Annotated in this window: 16 protein-coding genes, 2 pseudogenes and 2 other annotated features (1 of these 20 only partly in view); of the genes and pseudogenes, 11 read left to right on the top strand and 7 right to left on the bottom strand. The window is 36.5% G+C overall.

Features of this window, described 5'->3' with window-relative positions:
- Positions 1 to 46: a binding site (T-box leader), on the top strand (it extends 227 nt beyond the left edge of the window).
- Positions 47 to 97: 51 nt separating this feature from the next.
- Together metG and LRP84_RS08355 are read left to right on the top strand one after the other, a co-directional pair.
- Positions 98 to 1,732 (top strand): annotated as a pseudogene (metG, locus tag LRP84_RS08350) (methionine--tRNA ligase).
- A gap of 220 nt (positions 1,733 to 1,952) precedes the next feature.
- Positions 1,953 to 2,483, top strand: coding sequence for a hypothetical protein (locus LRP84_RS08355; RefSeq protein ID WP_230574779.1), 531 nt, complete (start codon positions 1,953 to 1,955; stop codon positions 2,481 to 2,483).
- A gap of 645 nt (positions 2,484 to 3,128) precedes the next feature.
- On the opposite strand, the gene LRP84_RS08360 is transcribed toward LRP84_RS08355, so the two are convergent.
- Positions 3,129 to 3,788 carry a DUF1801 domain-containing protein gene (locus LRP84_RS08360; protein WP_230574666.1) on the bottom strand — a complete coding sequence of 220 codons (660 nt, stop codon included), beginning with the start codon at positions 3,786 to 3,788 and terminating at the stop codon, positions 3,129 to 3,131.
- 194 nt (positions 3,789 to 3,982) lie between these two features.
- On the opposite strand from LRP84_RS08360, the gene LRP84_RS08365 reads away from it, so the two are divergent.
- Together LRP84_RS08365 and LRP84_RS08370 are read left to right on the top strand one after the other, a co-directional pair.
- A complete protein-coding gene (locus tag LRP84_RS08365) occupies positions 3,983 to 4,153 on the top strand; it encodes a GNAT family N-acetyltransferase (RefSeq protein ID WP_230574667.1) in 171 nt (56 codons plus the stop codon).
- Between the two features lie 147 nt (positions 4,154 to 4,300).
- Positions 4,301 to 4,915: a DedA family protein gene (locus LRP84_RS08370; RefSeq protein WP_230574668.1), complete on the top strand. Its 615-nt coding sequence runs from the start codon at positions 4,301 to 4,303 to the stop codon at positions 4,913 to 4,915.
- Positions 4,916 to 4,999: 84 nt separating this feature from the next.
- Here LRP84_RS08370 and LRP84_RS08375 read toward each other — a convergent pair whose 3' ends face one another.
- Both LRP84_RS08375 and LRP84_RS08380 read right to left on the bottom strand, forming a co-directional pair.
- A complete protein-coding gene (locus LRP84_RS08375; RefSeq protein ID WP_230574669.1) occupies positions 5,000 to 5,377 on the bottom strand; it encodes a DUF3938 domain-containing protein in 378 nt (125 codons plus the stop codon).
- 444 nt (positions 5,378 to 5,821) lie between these two features.
- Positions 5,822 to 6,715 carry a YitT family protein gene (locus LRP84_RS08380; protein WP_230574670.1) on the bottom strand — a complete coding sequence of 298 codons (894 nt, stop codon included), beginning with the start codon at positions 6,713 to 6,715 and terminating at the stop codon, positions 5,822 to 5,824.
- Positions 6,716 to 6,920: 205 nt separating this feature from the next.
- Between LRP84_RS08380 and LRP84_RS08385 the strand changes: the two genes are divergently transcribed.
- The 3 genes from LRP84_RS08385 to LRP84_RS08395 all read left to right on the top strand — a co-directional run bounded on the left by LRP84_RS08385 (position 6,921) and on the right by LRP84_RS08395 (position 9,953).
- Positions 6,921 to 7,214 carry a hypothetical protein gene (locus tag LRP84_RS08385; protein WP_098308893.1) on the top strand — a complete coding sequence of 98 codons (294 nt, stop codon included), beginning with the start codon at positions 6,921 to 6,923 and terminating at the stop codon, positions 7,212 to 7,214.
- A 22-nt stretch (positions 7,215 to 7,236) separates the two neighbouring features.
- Positions 7,237 to 8,028, top strand: coding sequence for a membrane protein insertase YidC (gene yidC, locus LRP84_RS08390; protein ID WP_230574671.1), 792 nt, complete (start codon positions 7,237 to 7,239; stop codon positions 8,026 to 8,028).
- A gap of 314 nt (positions 8,029 to 8,342) precedes the next feature.
- Positions 8,343 to 8,580 (top strand) — a binding site (T-box leader).
- A 65-nt stretch (positions 8,581 to 8,645) separates the two neighbouring features.
- Positions 8,646 to 9,953 carry an APC family permease gene (locus tag LRP84_RS08395; protein WP_230574672.1) on the top strand — a complete coding sequence of 436 codons (1,308 nt, stop codon included), beginning with the start codon at positions 8,646 to 8,648 and terminating at the stop codon, positions 9,951 to 9,953.
- Positions 9,954 to 10,417: 464 nt separating this feature from the next.
- On the opposite strand, the gene LRP84_RS08400 is transcribed toward LRP84_RS08395, so the two are convergent.
- A complete protein-coding gene (locus tag LRP84_RS08400) occupies positions 10,418 to 11,176 on the bottom strand; it encodes a TrmB family transcriptional regulator (RefSeq protein ID WP_230574673.1) in 759 nt (252 codons plus the stop codon).
- A 154-nt stretch (positions 11,177 to 11,330) separates the two neighbouring features.
- Between LRP84_RS08400 and LRP84_RS08405 the strand changes: the two are divergent.
- Positions 11,331 to 11,849, top strand: a pseudogene (locus tag LRP84_RS08405) (methyl-accepting chemotaxis protein); the annotation flags it as partial.
- A 167-nt stretch (positions 11,850 to 12,016) separates the two neighbouring features.
- Here LRP84_RS08405 and LRP84_RS08410 read toward each other — a convergent pair.
- Entirely contained in the window at positions 12,017 to 12,640 is a 624-nt protein-coding gene (locus tag LRP84_RS08410; RefSeq protein WP_230574674.1) for an adhesin, read from the bottom strand.
- Positions 12,641 to 13,035: 395 nt separating this feature from the next.
- Here LRP84_RS08410 and LRP84_RS08415 point away from each other — a divergent pair, with 395 nt between their 5' ends.
- From LRP84_RS08415 to LRP84_RS08425, 3 genes are all read left to right on the top strand, one after another.
- On the top strand, positions 13,036 to 13,338 hold the full coding sequence (locus tag LRP84_RS08415; RefSeq protein ID WP_090998954.1) for an MTH1187 family thiamine-binding protein: 303 nt from the start codon (positions 13,036 to 13,038) through the stop codon (positions 13,336 to 13,338).
- Between the two features lie 207 nt (positions 13,339 to 13,545).
- The gene (locus LRP84_RS08420) at positions 13,546 to 13,791 is read left to right on the top strand and encodes a YusU family protein (protein WP_098308883.1); all 246 of its coding nucleotides are present in this window, start codon (positions 13,546 to 13,548) and stop codon (positions 13,789 to 13,791) included.
- 392 nt (positions 13,792 to 14,183) lie between these two features.
- Positions 14,184 to 15,101 (top strand): proline dehydrogenase family protein, encoded by a 918-nt coding sequence (locus LRP84_RS08425; protein WP_230574675.1) that lies wholly within the window; start codon positions 14,184 to 14,186, stop codon positions 15,099 to 15,101.
- Positions 15,102 to 15,125: 24 nt separating this feature from the next.
- Here the strand turns inward: LRP84_RS08425 and LRP84_RS08430 are convergent, their stop codons facing one another.
- Both LRP84_RS08430 and LRP84_RS08435 read right to left on the bottom strand, forming a co-directional pair.
- Entirely contained in the window at positions 15,126 to 15,965 is an 840-nt protein-coding gene (locus tag LRP84_RS08430) for a D-alanyl-D-alanine carboxypeptidase family protein (RefSeq protein WP_230574676.1), read from the bottom strand.
- A gap of 83 nt (positions 15,966 to 16,048) precedes the next feature.
- On the bottom strand, positions 16,049 to 16,195 hold the full coding sequence (locus tag LRP84_RS08435) for a YuzL family protein (RefSeq protein WP_090916082.1): 147 nt from the start codon (positions 16,193 to 16,195) through the stop codon (positions 16,049 to 16,051).
- Between the last annotated feature and the right edge of the window lie 154 nt (positions 16,196 to 16,349).

The raw sequence follows: 16,349 nt of genomic DNA on the forward strand, positions 1-16,349 counted from the left end.
TGAAATAAGGTGGTACCACGACTGTATATACAGCCTCGTCCTTATCTTTTTAGAAGATAAGGACGAGGCTTTTTTATTTTTAAAGGGGGAATGTAGGATGAATATTTTTATTGGAGGCGCTTGGCCATATGCAAATGGTTCATTGCACCTTGGTCATATTGCTAGTTTACTGCCAGGAGATATTTTAGCACGTTATTATCGCTTAAAAGGAGATAAGGTGTTATATGTATCAGGAAGTGACTGTAACGGTACACCGATTACGATTCGTGCTAAGCAGGAGGGAGTAAGTGTAAAAGAAATTGCTGATCGCTATCATGAGGAATTTGAGCGATGTTTTCAAGAGCTAGGTTTTTCCTATAATTGTTATACACGTACTGACTGTGTTCATCATCATGAAGTGGTTCAACATATCTTTTTAGAACTGTTAGAAAAAGGGTTTATTTATAAAAAGACTGTAGAACAAACATATTGTGAGACTTGTGCGCAGTTTTTGCCGGACCGTTATGTGGAAGGGATTTGTCCGCACTGCGGTGCAGGAGCGCGTGGTGATCAATGCGATGCATGTTCTGCTATTTTAGATCCGATAGATTTGTTGGAGAAAACATGTAAACTATGCGGCAATGCACCGACAATTAAGGAGACAGAACATTTTTATTTTTCATTAACTTCATTACAGCAGAAGCTAGAAGAATATGTAGAAACAGTAAAGAAAAATGGTACATGGCGTGAGAACGCCGTGCAGCTGACGCAGCGATATTTACAAGAAGGGTTACAAGACCGTGCTGTTTCAAGAGATTTGCCAATTGGAGTAAGCGTTCCAGTTGCTGGGTACGAAGATAAGAAGGTGTATGTTTGGATCGAGGCTGTGTCTGGTTATTATTCAGCAAGTAAACAATGGGCACAAGAAACGAACTGTGATGATACATCATTTTGGCAAGGGGATACACGAACGTATTATGTGCACGGCAAAGATAATATTCCATTTCATACAATTATTTGGCCAGCCATTTTGCAGGGAATACAGGCGAAAGCGTTACCAGAGTATATTGTGTCTAATGAATATTTAACGGTGGAAAAAAGGAAATTATCTACGAGTAGGAACTGGGCTGTATGGATACCAGAAATGTTAAAGGAATATAATCCTGATTCGATACGTTATTTTTTAACTATAAACGCACCAGAAAATCGAGATACAGATTTTTCGTGGCGAGAATTTATTTATAGTCATAATAGTGAATTGTTAGGAGCATATGGAAACTTTGTTAATAGAACGCTAAAGTTTCTTGAAAAATATTATGAGAATACTGTACCAGTTGGAAAAATCAAGCAAGAAATTGAAGGGAAGCTAAAAGGATTATATGTGGAAGTAGGACGATTGATTGAAAAAACGTACTTTAAACAAGCGCTAGAAATGATTTTTGAAACGATTCGCTATGCTAATAAATATTTCGATGAAAGGCAGCCATGGAAATAAATAAAAGAGGACAAGAGAGCCTGCGATGAAACAATGCGAAATTGTGTTCATTTCATTGTAAATTTTGCACAAGTATTAGCGCCGTTTCTTCCGTTTTCAACTGCACAAGTACAACAAATGTTAGAGGTTTCTCAGAGCAAATGGAATTACATTGCTGAATGTCCAGCTTGTATTTCGAATGTGTCACCTCTATTTGAACGTATTGATGTGAAGAAAATTGAGGAGGAAGTAGAAAAGCTGTACGGGTCTTTAGGATAAAATAAATATCTTATTAGGTTAAACAGCGTGAAATTCGTATATGTTTGATAGAGTTTTTAGATTTTATGTATTTGTCCAAGCAGTTTTTTGGAATTTCCATTTTATAGTAAGGGAGAGCTATTCACATTTTAATGGAAAAGTTAAGGAATCAGGGCACATAAAAACGTTAAAATATGAATGTCCTTTCTATTATCTCTATAAAAAGGAGGGAAATTTGAAAATGGATTTTGGTAAAAAACATGATAATGATGAACGGCCGACTGTCATCTTTGAAAGAGACGGAGAAAGATTTGTTGTTATGCCTTCTCCATCTGAAAAAAAGAAGAATGTGATTGTCATCAACAACCAGTTTACTAGTGCACCAAATACTACACAAATCGCGAGTGGGGCCGGACGAAACAGTGCTGCAGGGAATAATGCTGCTCTTGATTCATCGAATAGTGAACAACAACAAAGTGTGGGGGCTCAGGGAACAGCGAGAAATACAGGTATAGAAGGTAATCAGACTGAACCGCACACTGAACATGAACATTGCCACGATGAGCAAGAAAATGTGATTGTTATCAATAATCAAATCAATGTAGGTCAGGAACAATCTGCGGCTACTCAGGTTGCAAGTGGGGCTGGAAAAGACAGTACAGCTGGAACAAATGCGGCAATTGAAAGTTCCAATACTAAACAGCAACACGCTGTTGGTGGCGGTGGCCTTGCAGAAAACGATGGTGAGAGAGGCGACCAAGTAGAATCCTAACCTAACTACCTGGAACAAGCTTAAAGAAAATTAACTTCTTATAATTTGCGTTATCGTGATGATATCCTAAGCTTGCTACAAAGTACGAATCAAGGTATTATTTCTTACCTTCTGGAATAAATGGCAAGTAAGGTATTAAGCTAATGAGTACTTTAGTAACTATCGATAACATTAATTATGTGAATGAAAAGTCCCTTCAGATCTTAAAATGTACCCTTTGTAAAGGACATTAATGTAGATTGACATAATTGTACCAACTTAAGTGACACGATTATCCCTACTTTGTTTATTTGGGTACCGCCAACATTTCGGAAATTTTGTATGCTAAGCGAATTTTAACCTAAAAAAAGTCGAATTCCTGTACGCTAAGGAACCGACTTTTTTAGATTGGCTTGTTCAACTAAAGCACCCGTTAGTTCAAGAAAAGTGTACCTTTCAGCAAAAAGCCAAAGGGTACACTTTTGTGTGCAGTATTTTTCTTTTCTTAACTGGTAATGCGTAAGCCTGTTATACGGTAGTTTGTTTATACTCTACGAATCATTTTTTTGTTTTTTCATTTTAAATTATTTGATTGAGTGTTACCTACGATCTAAAAAAAGTTCGAATGAACGCAAAGTGAGACAATATCTTAAAGTTTGATTAATATTATTTCTTATCCAATGACTTGTGTGAGCCGTCACAGTTGGGCTGCTTTTGAGATAGCCCACAAGTACAATCATTTAATCCCTTTCCATCGAGAATTCTCTGGATATATTTTTCAACCCTTGACTCTCGAGTTTTGGATTGTTTGGGTTGAGAAAAATAAAGAATGTATGCTCTTTGCCGTCCCGGTGTCAATGATTTAAAAGCAGTTTTAAAAGTAGGCATTTCATCCAATTTATTTTGAAGTTCTTCAGGAATTATGAACTCTTTATGCTCTTTCTTTTTCACTTCTAAACCGGCTTTTTCAACTTCAATGGCTTCATAAATATAGGCTTTCAAGATGGTTTCCATTTCAACTATTTCTTGAACATTGGTGAACCGAATCTGGCGCCCCGCCTGTACATTCTCCGTTTGTTGGATTAGAATCCCATGAGTATCCTGTAACAAGGCACCTTTGTGAAACAGAAGCGCACAATATTCTTTAAATCCATGTATTAAAACTATGTTTTTTTTCTCAAACGTGTAACAAGGATGCATCCATTTAAATTCTTCGGTTAGCTCACAGTCAAGAACGATATTTCTCAACTTCTCATATTCTTCCTTCCACTCTTTGGCTGCATTTAAAAATTCATCAACCTTAGGATTCATTCTACTATTTATCATCAAGGAACACCCCTCTGCAATTTTACAATCAGCTGACAGTCAAGAATAATCATACTCAATTTCCCCGATTCTTTCTGTAACTTTTTGGCTGCATTTAAAAATTCATCAATCTTGAATCATTTTCCATAATCCACTTGGCAAGCTTTCTTGATTTTCCGGGAGAAGGACTCGAAGTATCCTTTGTGCGCACAGGAATGAATTTTGGAAGAGAACAGTTTGGAATCCATACGGTTTCTTTAGCTGTTGCAGCATTTAATGAACGAGCGGTTAAGGTGTATAAGAAAGTTGGATTTGTGCCGGTTCAAACGCTTCTGCAGCAAACAATTGGGAGTGAGTATGAGTTTGTGGAGATGATTTCCAAATAGTATATAAAAAACCCCTTCTTACAAAAATGTAATCTTATTGTAAGCCATTGAGATAGTACTCCCGGTAACACGTATTATACAATAATAATAATACGAAATGAGTACGTTATAGAAGATTGAATATCAGCAAGAAAAGGAGAGATCGACATGGAATGGGTTCATGAATTATTTCAACAATACGGGTACTATGTTGTACTCGTTGGACTGTTGTTAGAGTATATTGCATTTCCGTTTCCGGGAGAGCCAACATTAGTGTATGCAGGATATTTAGTGCATACAGGTGAGTTACACTTAACATTATTAATCTTCTTCTCTTTTCTAGGGACAAGCGTTGGTATGACAATTCAATATTTTGTAGGAAACAAGCTCGGTATGCCATTTATTCAAAAGTACGGAAAATATGTCTTTCTAACGCAGCGTAAAATTGATTTAACGCGGAAGTGGTTCGATAAGTATGGGTATTCCCTAATATTTCTTGCATTTTTTATTCCTGGTGTGCGTCATTTTACAGGGTACTTTGCAGGTATTATTAGTTTACCATTTCGCCGCTTTGCGATAACAATTTATTGCGGGGCATTATTTTGGGTGTCATTCTTCTTAGTAGGCGGTTATTGGTTAGGTGGAAACATAGATGCTATTTTTGGAGTGTTTGAAGATCATATCGGAAAGATTATTATCGGTGTTGTTGTGGTCGTGGCAGCAGGTGTAGCGATAGGGTTCCGTAAACAAATTAAACGTGTGTTTGCTCAAACAGTAAATTAAAAATATCCATTCTATGTCGAAAAAGGTGGTCTCTGAAATGTACCCTTTACAAAGGGCACATTTCAGAGACCACCTTCTTTTCTATTACGAATTACTTTCCATTTGAACGTGGTTTTCATCCTGTAATAAATTAAAGATATCTGCTACGCAAAATGCGATAAACCAAGTCCAAAGACCATGGAAGAACGCTGTACTGAGTTGCAGAGGTAAATCATAAGTTGTTGTTGAAAATGAGATACAACCGCCGACAATTCCAATCATCGTTAAAAGTGTCGTTTTTCTTGCGTTTTCTTCCGGATTAAAAAGGAAGAGAGTAAACAAACCTAAAATTGAAGCGCTTACAATAGAATCGATTCCATTCATATATATATTTTCACCAGTATGAGTATTTGTCCAAAAGCATACGAGACCACCTGCTATGGCAAATAATGTTGCAATTATAAATCTAATTCGTTTGTTCATACGTTCATCTCCTTTATCATCATAATTTGAACAGGAGGACCTGAATTTTAATTAATAAAAATTAAATAAGAAGCTATAGTCATTATCTACTTTTATGATATATACATAGTATAACATGTTTTAGATTTGAACAAAAATAATTATCTGATATTTCTAGTTTTTGATGTTTCAAATAGTTATAAACATCATTTCATTTTCTTCTATATCATAAAGTGAAACTTCCATCAGTGGGGGTTTTTTTCATCCCCCACTGATGGTTAGTTGAACCAATCGGGCTTTTACGGGCAGTTATCCCCCACCTATCTTCTTCGATTTTCTCTGAATCTTGAGGTGGGGGTCTTACTGCCCGTTAATGCGGGATAAAGTGAAACTTCCATCAGTTAGGCTTTTACGGAACTCTTTTATATGCAAATAAAAACGCAAGGATTTCCTCCTTGCGTTTTGTTATATACGTTTAAATCGTCCAACCACTTCTACTGTTTCTGTAATGTTAATAAAAGCATGGCTATCAACGTGACGGATCAGACGTTTAATTTCTCCTAATTCATAGCGCGTAACAATTGTGTAAATCACTTTTTTCTTATGATCTGTATATCCACCGACAGCATCAACCATTGTTACACCGCGAATCCCGTTTTGTAGTAATGCTTTTTTAATGGCACTTCCTTTTTCTGTAACGGTCATCACTGTTAATTTAATGTGCTTTGTATGAATAGAATCGATGACTTTACTTACAACAAATCGGCTGATAAGTGTGTAAAGTGTAATATCCCATCCAAAAATAAAACCACCGACTGCAAGTAGAATAAGGTTAAAGGCAAAAATAATGGATCCAATAGAAATATCTTTATGTTTTGCTACAATTAACCCAATAATATCGAATCCACCTGTTGAAGAGGCAAACCGGAAAATGATTCCCGTCGCAGCTCCGCATAATACACCACCAAAAACAGAAGACAACAAAACATCCTCAGAAATTTGATGAACTGGAATGATATTCATAGCAAGAGTCGATACAGCAAGAAAGTATGCTGTTAAAAAAGTTGTTTTCTTTCCTAAGTAAAAATAGCTAAGAAAAAGTAGTGGAATGTTTAATAAAAAGATGAGTGCACCAATACTGTAGTGCATTAAGTAACCGATAATCATCCCAACGCCAGCAAAGCCGCCACTAATCATGTGGTGTGGAATAAAAAACATATTCATTGAAAATGCATAGAGAATTGAAGCAACTGAAATAACAACAAGTTGAATGATGAATTCTAAATGCAATGTTTTTGCAGCTCGGAATGATAAAAAGGCGGTATCGGGAACGTAATCGGCGTCTCCTAGTTGGCCCATAGTCTGTTTTCATCTCCATATTCGTTTTTTATTACAAGAAGAGAATAATGCTTTTTTCAAGCACTGGCAATAGTTTTATTATTATACAAAAATTTTATAAAATTTTTACAATTTAAGTGTATGGATAAAAACATGAATATGTAAAATATAAGGAATTTACATGTTGAAGTAGTATGATATAATCCTGTCATAAGGATGTGAAGAGATGGAATTCCTGTTGCAAGATGCAATGTTATGTATATCTGTTGTAACAACGGCACTTTGTTTATTAGAAGTCTTATTTCTCACTAATGTTTCACGTTTTGTACGTCAGCAAACATATAGGGGCAGACAGAAAGCTTTCGCAGTCGTTGAAACATGTGAGGAACATATAGGGAATAGCTTACTTTTCTCTATCTTTTATAAACATGGAATGGCCCACTCAGTTCGCAGGCAAGAAGCAAGCGGAGAGAGTGACGATGTAGGTCCGTATATAACCAATGTTTCGCTAACGAATTAAGAAACATTGGAGGAATATATATATGTTTAAATCATACCGAGCTTGGCTCGTAAGTTTATCTTTATTACTTGTTGTTGTTTTATCTGGTTGTAGTAATGCGAATGCAAATGCAGGACCAGTTGATGCGAATAGTCCAGGATTTTGGAATCACTTTATTGTATATCCAATTTCTGTTATGCTGCAGTTTGTGGCGCACCATTTGCCGAATCATAGCTTTGGGATTGCCATTATCATTATTACGATTGTAGTTCGTACGATATTACTGCCGCTGACGATTACGCAATATCGCAGCCAATTAAAAACGAAAAAAATGCAGCCAAAGCTTCAGAAATTGAAGGAAAAGTATGGCGATACGACGAAGAATCCGGAAAAACAAAAGCAATATCAACAAGAAATGATGACTTTAATGAGAGAGGGCGGTGTAAACCCGCTGATGGGTTGTTTACCATTGCTGCTGCAAATGCCGGTCTTCTCAGGATTGTACTATGCAATTAGTCACACGGAAGAGATTCGTTCATCTTCTTTCTTATGGGTAAATTTAGGACATGCAGATCCTTATCACATTTTACCTGTCCTTGCTGCTATGTCAACATTCCTGCAAATGAAAGTATTTCAGTCTAATATGACAGGAGAGCAAAGCCAAGTATTAAAAGTCCAGCAGTTTATAATGCCGGCAATGATTTTATTTATGGGATCTGCTGCACCATCAGGACTTGTCTTGTACTGGATTACAAGTAACTTATTTACTGTGATTCAAACTATAGTATTGAGGAAAGTTATGGATCGTGAAGATGTACAAGTGCAAAGCGCATAAGAAAAGTTTACTTTTATAAAGTGAAATTTCCATCGATGGGGGCATCCGCCCGCCTAATCGGGTTTTTACTGCATAAATAAGACAGTGCTCTAGTGAGCACTGTCTATTTTTTTGTGATTTCGATATACGAAATTGATGCATTAATGTAATGACCACTTGTTATCGGCTTGATTATGAAGGAGCTTGGAGGTTAATAGAGAGGAAACTTTATATCTGTTATATTATACCGGTATAATTTGTGTATGTAATATAAAACACTCTTGCATTTTTTCAAAAATTCAATATAATGAACAGTAACAACAAAATTCGACAATATAAAAGTATTGATAAGGACATGATCTATTTTTTACGATTCTCAGAGAGGGAAGCCTTAGGCTGTAAGCTTCCTAATACGAAAGAATAGTTTACCACCTTTGAACTGCAGCAGTGAACGAACATCTAGTAATTGTTTGCCGGCAACAGCCGTTATCTGAAACTTGAGCAATTGGCGTTTTTTGTCTTCGTGTCAATTGGAACAAGGGTGGAACCGCGAATCAAACACTCGTCCCTTTTTTTAGGGAAGAGTGTTTTTTTTATTTTATTTAGATCAAACTAGGATTAGAGGGAGGAGACGCAGTATGCATCACGATGACAAAAATAAAATTGGCCTAACAGTCGCACTATCAATCGTTATCGGAACAATTATCGGTTCTGGCGTATTTATGAAGCCGGGTAAGGTATTGGATTACGCAGGTAGTTCTAACATGGCAATCTTTGCTTGGGTAGTTGGGGGTATTTTAACATTAGCAAGCGGTTTAACTGTTGCAGAAATTGGGGCACAAATTCCAAAAAATGGTGGTTTGTATACGTATTTAGAAGAGATTTATGGAAGATTTTGGGGTTATTTATCTGGATGGATGCAAACACTTGTATATGGACCAGCAATTATTGGAACATTAGGATTGTATTTTAGTTCGTTAGTTTTGAACTTTTTCCATATTGATAAAGTGTGGAATTTACCAATCGCGATTGGGACAGTTGTATTTCTTGGTGCTGTAAATAGTGTTGGAACAAAGTATGGGGGTATTGTTCAAACTGTGACAACGATTGGGAAAATGATCCCGGTTGTACTTATTATTGTGATGGGACTTTGGAAAGGGAATAGCGATATATTTAACGTCGTTGTACCAGAGTCCGCAAATCAAAGTATTGGGATGGCAATTTTAGCAACATTATTTGCATATGATGGTTGGATTTTACTAGCGTCTATCGGTGGTGAAATGAAAAATCCAACAAAGCTATTGCCAAAAGCACTGATAACTGGAATTCTTGTGGTAACAGCAGCGTACGTATTGATTAACGTTGCATTATTAAAAGTGTTACCAGCTCCGCAAATTGTTGCACTTAGCGAGAATGCAACAGCGAAAGCAGCTGAAGTGTTATTAGGTGAATATGGCGGGAAATTGATTAGTATTGGTGTTATCGTTTCAATCTTCGGATGCTTAAATGGGAAAATTTTAACATTCCCACGCATTCCAGTATCAATGGCAGAGCTTGGCCAGTTGCCGTTTTCAAAGTTCATTGCGAAAATTAATGATAAGTTTAAAACGCCAGCAAATGCAATTTTTGTAGAGATTCTACTTGGTATTATTTTAATGATTATAAGTGATCCGAATAAATTGTCCGAGATTTCCGTATTTATTATTTATATTTTCTATATGATGACATTTATCGGTGTATTTATTTTACGAAAACGTAATGCAGGACAAAAACGTGAATATAGTGTTCCTTTATATCCAATCGTACCAATTATAGCAATTTTAGGCTCATTATTTGTAATTGGAAGTGCGATTATCAATGATCCATTTAGTTGTTTCTTATCAATTGGTATCGTGCTTACAGGATTACCGGTTTATTGGTATTTGAATAAGAAACAGGTTAATTAATAGAGATTTTGAAAATAGGCATCTTTTAGAGATGCCTATTTTTTTGTGTAAGGATATTGAAAGAGATTGTGGAATATCTTGTTACAAGGAGGTGGATGATAGTGACAATGTTAACGTCTGTTATTGGTTTTCTATTTATCCCGCATTAACGGGCAGTAAGCCCCCACCTCAAGGTTCAGAGAAAAGCGAAGAAGATAGGCGGGAGATAACTGCCCGTAAAAGCCCGATTGGTTCAACTAACCATCAGTGGGGGATGAAGAAAACCCCCACTGATGGAAGTTTCACTTTACGATACTTCCTATTGTAGTACTTGCTTTTGTGTTTCGGTGGATTCGGTTTATATATATGAACTCAGAAGAACAAATGAAACAAAATCAGCAAATTATTTCATTATTATCCGATATAAAGAAACAAAATGAAGAACGGACATGAGGGAAAGTTCATTTCCAGCCATGTCCGTTTTTTTAATAGCGTAATTTCATTAAAATACTTCGAATTTCCTCATCGTTCATAAATAAATCATGATGCTTTTCTGTAATTTTCGCAAGGGCAACGTCATGATAGAAAAATTCTGTGAAAAATTTAACGAATGGCTGAGACATTGTTTTCATTGCTTGCCATGAATTTTGTTCAACACCTGCAAATAAAATTTCATGATCATCGATAATGATGAGTAAAAAGCGCTCAAGTGCATCATGTTCTTCTGTTGGAATGAGGAGGTGAATTTGTTCTAGTGTTGTATCAAGATTCCCTACAACAAGTGCTTCTATCTCTACACCTTGCTTTTTCTTCTCTTCTAATAGCGGCATATATTCTAGGAACGTATCATTCCATGCAGACATACGAATGGATTTCTTCGCTTCCTGCACAAGTTGTTTACTTTGCGCATGAATAGAAGACTGCATTTTTAAGCTCCAAACACGGTCATCTGTAAATATTTTTTTCGATACGTTGTTTTGTAACTCTTCAATATTTGATTGAAATTCTGCGGTTAACTTTTCGATAGCAAGCTGAAGCGGCAAGGCGATATATAGTTTTTTCTTTTCAGAAACAGAATCCATCACCATGCCTTTATCAATAAGACGTGCCAATACTTCGTATATCTTTGCTTTCGGAACACCAGAATACTTCACGATGCTCGTTGCATCAAGCGGCTCTTCGCTTGAAACGAGGACTTCGTATGCTTGACTTTCATATTGTGAAAAACCGAATCTTTGTAACATAGTTCCTCCTGAACGAAAATTTCTTCTTTCTTAAGAATAAGGAACTCTCTTCGTGAATACAAGAGAAGAAGCTTCTTCTCTTGTGATTGAAACAGAAGCGGCAGCTGATAAGCTTGAACATAGTGTACAGTCTATTCAAAATTTAGTTGAGCTTATTAAAGGAATTTCTGATCAAACAAATTCATTAGCATGAAATGCTTCCATTGAAGCAGCGTGTGCAGGGGAACAAGGAAAAGGTTTTGCTGTTGTTGCAGAAGAAGTACGGAAATTAGCGGAGCAATCAAAGGAAGCGACTGGAGATATCACATCTATTATTGGAGAAGTGCAGCATGAAGTGTCTCGCGTTGTAGAAGTTGTCGGCAATTTAAAAGAAATTGCAAATGTACAAGGTCATGTAACGACCGATGCTGAGAAAGCATTCAAAATTGTTATTTCTATTGAAAACATTTCTACTGAAGTGCGAAATATTGGACATGAGCAGAAAGATATTACACAAGTTATGCAAACCATCGCTGAAACAAGTCAGGAGAGTGCAGCTGTATCAGAAGAAGTTAATGCGGCGACAGAAACACAGGTATCTCATCTAGAAAAAGTGTCAGGAACGATGAAGCAATTAACGGTGGAAATGAGCCATTTAGAAAAGTTAGTAGAACAATTTAAAATAGAACTTTAGGCTGTCGGGATTTTCCCGACAGCCATTTTTGAATGTTTTTTGGGGCGTATTCATCTCGTATATTGTCGGAAGGTCGATATGTTGTGTCGAAGCGCCGATATATGAAGAGATTGCGCCGATATTTCGTGAAAAGCGTCGATATATTGAGATTGTAACCTTTTTCATATTTAATTATGGACAGCTTGGAATGTGAGGGTGCCGTTACTTTCTGTTACCATTAATGTCCCGCCAATAGCTTGTGTTGTATATTGATGGGATGTACGATCAGTTAATCCAAGTTGTTCTAAAATAGACATAACACCTTGCTGACCAAGAGAAGGGTCTAAACTCAAAATAACAAGACCTACCGTTGCATAAAAGGCTGAAGTGTCTTGTTCAGAAGCATCTGAACCGACAACAGCAACAGCACCGATATTGCCGTTAGATTTATAAATTGTCGTGCCAAATCCTAAACCATTGCTGAATGTTCCATTGTACGTAACGGTTGCTTGATCCTCTGTGAATAGCTTAACATTTCCTAATTTATATCCGGACGGCTTTCCAAGACGATTAAAAGTGGAAACAAATTCTTGGATAGTTCGAGTTGTCTCAACTTGTGCTGGTTGATGTGGATCAGGTTGGCTCGGTTGAGGAGCAGGTTGTGGAATAGGAGCTGGAGCTGGTATTTGTTCTGGTGGAACTGGCTTTTCAACTGGAGGAGAAGAAGTTGGTTTTTCTTTTTCTTTCTCACATGCTGCTGTTCCTAGCAGAAGACTTCCTGCTAATAATGAGGTAATAAATAAACGTTTCATGGGCCACTCCCTTTCAAAGTTGCGAAAATGCGATTTTTTGCAGAAGTGATACCAATATATGCAGGGCGGATAGAAAAGAGTTACGGTAGATAAGCATATTCAGAGAAAATAAATTAGTTTATTGAATTCCTTCATTTCAAATAGAGCATTAGGTTATTAAGTGATAGATAGTTCAAAAGATGAAAAATAGATTTACGTAAGTATATAATGTAGGAAATTAAGAAGAAAATTTTGTACAATAATAAAGTGGAACTTTAATCAGTGGGGGCCCTCGCTGATTATTAGTCGAACCAATCGGGCTTTTACGGGCAGTTTATCCCACACATAACTTTGAGGTGGAGGTATTACTACCCGCAAATAGCGGGATAAAGAATCTACAGAAGAGGTGAACAGAAATGGCAATTGTTGATGTTACCATTATTCCAGTTGGAACAGGAACTACAAGTGTAAGTGAGTATGTAGCAGAAATACAAAAAGTACTTGAGAAAAATGCAGATCGCGTGAAGTATCAATTAACACCAATGAATACAATTATTGAAGGAGAACTTCCGGTGTTATTTGAAGTCATTCAACAAATGCATGAAGTTCCATTTTCTAAAGGCGCAGGCCGCGTAGCAACAAATATTCGCGTTGATGACCGCCGTGATAAAGTCAGCTCCATGGAGAAGAAGTTACAGTCTGTACAGTCGAAGTTATAAAGTGAAACTTCCGTCAGTGGAAAGGTTTTTCATCCCCCACTGATGGAAAGCTCTCATCAATCGGGCTTTACTGCCCGTATAGGGGAAGCAGCTAAGTAGGGCTGCTTCTTTTTTTATATGACTTAAAAAAGCAGGACAAGAAATTTGTTTCTATCTTTAAATTTCTTTACTATCAAATATGAAGAAATACGAAGGAGGGCTAGAGGGATGAGTGACAAATTTCAAGAACAGTTTGACGGCTTGCTACAGAAGTATACAGAGCTATTATTAGGAGAGAGCAACGAAGAATATAAACAAAAGGTTGAGAAATGGGCATTATATTCGTATATTGCTAAAACGATGCCAGCTCTTGTAAAGCATTGGAATGAAACGTATCCAGATGCAAAAGAAGAGATGGTAAAGTTAATTACAGAAATTAAAAAGCGAAATGATGAACATAGACAAAATAAGTGAAAAATAGGAAAAGGCTACTTGTATAAGTGGTCTTTTCTTATTTTTGATGAATAGGTATATGAGTTATTTTTATATAATGTTTGTTTATCTGTATACCATTTTTTATATGAAATGGAAGGAGTGTTTATAGAGAGGAGAAGATGTTAAAAAACATTTGTCGAAATTATTTTTCGTAGAAGGCATTTTACTATATTGTTACTCATACCTCCGAAATTTCTGTATGTCGAAAAATTTTCATTTCGTTTTTTCCTTTTAAAATTCGACTATGCAAGCATTCCACTATTATTATGTTAATTATCTAAATAATTATTTGTATCAAATAATTTTAAACAATGATATAATTTAGAAGAGGGGTAAAAAACAGACAAAGTACAGTCATAGGGGTGAAATACATGGAACAATTAATGCGTAACTCTTTCTTGTTTTTATCAAAAAATAAAGCGCTAACAAAACTAGCGAAAAAATACGGTTTACGTTTTGGAGCAGGACGCTTTGTTGCGGGAGAAACAATTGATTTAGCAGTAGCTGCAATTAAAGATTTAAACAAACAAAACCTTTGCGTTACGATCGACTATTTAGGGGAATTTGTTGATAACGAAGCAGAGGCAAATGAAATGGCGGATGAATCGATTGAAGCGATTCGTGCAATCGGTCGCGAAAAGCTAGATTCTCAGCTTTCATTAAAAATGACTTCTATGGGTTTAGATATCTCAGAAAATTTAGTTATGAACAATATGCGCCGTATTTTAGACGCAGCGAAAGAAAACGGTGTGTTTGTAACAATTGATATGGAAGATTATTCACGTTGCGGAAAAACAATTGATATCTTCATGAAACTAAGAGAAGAATATGATAATGTTGGTACAGTAATTCAAGCGTATTTATATAGAACAGAGAAAGATATAGATGATTTGAATGCGTATCATCCAAATTTACGTCTTGTAAAAGGGGCGTATAAAGAGTCTGAAGAAGTTGCATTCCCAGAGAAGAAAGATGTAGATGACAATTATAAAAAGATTATTAGAACGCACTTATTAAATGGTAATTATACAGCAATCGCTTCACATGATGATGCAATTATTGAATATACAAAAAAACTTGCTGAAGAATACAACATTTCCCGTGATCAGTTTGAATTCCAAATGTTATATGGTATTCGTACAGAGCGTCAACTTGAGCTTGTGAAAGAAGGATATAAAATGCGCGTGTATGTACCATATGGAAACGACTGGTACGGCTACTTCATGCGCCGCTTAGCAGAACGTCCAGCTAACGTAGCATTCGTATTAAAAGGAATGGTTAAAAAATAACCAAGGAAGTTTAAACTTCCTTGGTTATTTTAATTGTTCAAAAGCATAGTCTGCCATCTTTTTTGCATCAGGGTACAGTGTTTTGCGGTCAGAAGAGAGGACAACGGTAATAACCCTTTTACCGTCTTTTTCATCTATTGTGACGACTGTATATTCTGCTAATGTAGAAAGACCGCTTTTACTTCCAATCGCATGTGGATCAGCGTACAGTTCTTCACGTCCATAGTTTGCGATTTTTTTCGTTTGCATGGATGTATGTATAGTTGTATGAATGGTATTCATATCCTGCAAGACTTCTGGATACTTTAATACTTCTTTTGTAATAAGTGCTAAATCATATGGTGAAGTTTTGTTTCCAAGCGCATCAGCCCCGCTTGCATTTTTAAACGTTGTATGTGTCGCTCCGAGCTGTTTTGCTCGTTCATTCATCATTTTTGCGAATTTTTCTTTGGAACCAGCGATATGTTCTGCCACCGATTCAGCGATTGGATCGGCGCTAATAACAAGCATCAACTTTAATGCCTCATCGCGCTTTAGCTTTTCTCCAGCATGTAGTGTAATCTTTTTACTTTGGCTTTCTGTTTTTATTGCATGTTCTGTAACGGTAATTTCTTCATCTTCTTTTACATTTTCTAGTAGAAGAAGAGCAGTCATCATTTTCGTTACACTTGCTGGGTAGGAGCGTTCATGTTCACGTTTTCCATATAAAACTTCTCCTGTATTTGCATCGATTGTCACGCCGTACTTTCCGTATATATCAGGCTGGGCAGCACTGGCTACTTTTTGTCTGTGTGTATATAAGGAAAAGATCATCGTAATAAATAATGTAGCAGTAATAACAAGTAGTGTAATCGTTCGTTTCATTCTGTACCCTCTTTTATGTATGGAATAGGCAGCGATATAGCCTATTTTTCATTATGCCACGTTCGCTGCCTATAGTTGTACTCTTATTTTTCACCCATGTTTTGTTTTTTATATTGCTGATTATTTCCTTGTCGGCCTTTTTCGATGCCGCGATCAACTGGACCAGCATTTCCTGTTACGCTTGTAGAACTAATACCTGCTTTTGATGGGTTTTTCTTAATTTTTGCCATAAGTTATGCCTCCGTGTGATCAAATTTATCCCGCTTTAACGGGCAGTAAGACCTCCACATCAAGATGCAGAGAAAAGCGAGGAAGCTAACTGCCCGTAAAAGCCCGATTGGTTCAACTAACCATCAGTGAAAAAATCATTCACTGATGGAAGTT

It is taken from the genome of Bacillus rhizoplanae, from assembly GCF_917563915.1.
Lineage (GTDB): Bacteria > Bacillota > Bacilli > Bacillales > Bacillaceae_G > Bacillus_A > Bacillus_A rhizoplanae.